Origin of the sequence: Thermoactinospora rubra (genome assembly GCF_002093975.1) — a bacterium.
GTDB classification, from domain to species: domain Bacteria; phylum Actinomycetota; class Actinomycetes; order Streptosporangiales; family Streptosporangiaceae; genus Nonomuraea; species Nonomuraea rubra_A.
The window spans coordinates 1-1,294 of the sequence record NZ_MSZZ01000124.1 but is presented as its reverse complement, the minus strand read 5'-3'; the positions used below and the strand labels follow the sequence as shown (position 1 = coordinate 1,294).

The following is a 1,294-nucleotide window of genomic DNA, read 5'->3' as shown; positions in this document are numbered from 1 at the left end:
TGCCGAGCGGCCCGCGCATGCCCCGGGGCGGGATGCCCTGCCCGTCCGGGGAGGCCGGCAGCATGGGCACCGGCTCCTTGCCCCGCACGTGCGCCTCGATGTCCTCGGCGGGAGGCGTGTGGACCTCGATGAACTCCCCGTGCGGCAGCCGCTTGATGACGCCCGACTCCACGCCGTGCCCGATCACCGCCGCGTCCGCCCGCTGCAGGCCCAGGCAGATCCGGTAGGTGACGATGTAGGCGATCACCGGGCCCGCGAACACCAGCACCCGGCCGGTGTAGGTGGTCCAGTTCAGGCTGACGTTGAAGTTCGCCGCGATCTCGTCGTTGGCGCCCAGCAGCCACAGCACCCCTATCGCCGCGATGCCGATCGAGGTGCGGTGCGGGTTGTTGCGCGGCCGGTCGCAGATGTGGTGCTCACGGTTGTCGCCCGTGATCCACCGCTCGATGAACGGATACAGCGCCAGGCCGGTCATGATGATCCCCATCGGCACGAGGGCCGGGATGATCACGCTGAGCGGGAGCGTGCCCCACTCGGCGGTGCCGCCCAGGTTGATCTCCCACGGCACCATGAGGCGCAGGGAGCCCTCCAGGAAGCCCATGTACCAGTCGGGCTGGGAGCCGGCCGAGATGTCGGCCGGGTTGTACGGGCCGAAGATCCAGATCGGGTTGATCTGCGCGAAGGTCGCCAGACCGGCGATCACCGCGAAGGTGAACAGGAAGTACGCCCCGGCCTTGGCCATGAACGCGGGGTAGAACGGCGCGCCCACCACGTTGGTGTTGGTACGGCCCTTGCCCGGCATCTGGGTGTGCTTCTGCACCCACATGAGCACCATGTGCGCCGACACCAGCGCCAGGATGATGCCCGGGATCAGCAGGATGTGCAGCGAGTAGAACCGGGAGATGATGTCCTCGCCGGGGTACTCGCCGCCGAACAGGAAGAACGTGATGTAGGTGCCGACGATCGGCAGCGAGATCGCCACGCCCTCGGTGATGCGCAGACCGGCGCCCGACAGCAGGTCGTCCGGCAGCGAGTAGCCCGTCAGGCCCTCCACCAGCGCCAGCGTGAGCAGCAGCACGCCGATGATCCAGTTGAGCTCGCGCGGCTTGCGGTAGGCGCCGGTGAAGAACACGCGCAGCATGTGCACGGTCATGCCGGCCACGAACAGCAGCGCCGCCCAGTGGTGCATCTGCCGCATCAGCAGGCCGCCGCGCACCTCGAAGCTGAGCTCCAGCGCCGAGGCGTACGCCTCCGACATCATCACGCCCTTGAGCGGGGCGTACGGCCCGTCGTA

At 68.5% G+C, this 1,294-nt stretch carries 1 protein-coding gene; it reads right to left on the bottom strand.

What is annotated here, in order from left to right; translation table 11 throughout:
• The coding region (gene qcrB, locus BSB02_RS39175) for a cytochrome bc1 complex cytochrome b subunit (protein WP_084966070.1) at window positions 1-1,294 on the bottom strand (1,294 nt) is incomplete at both ends.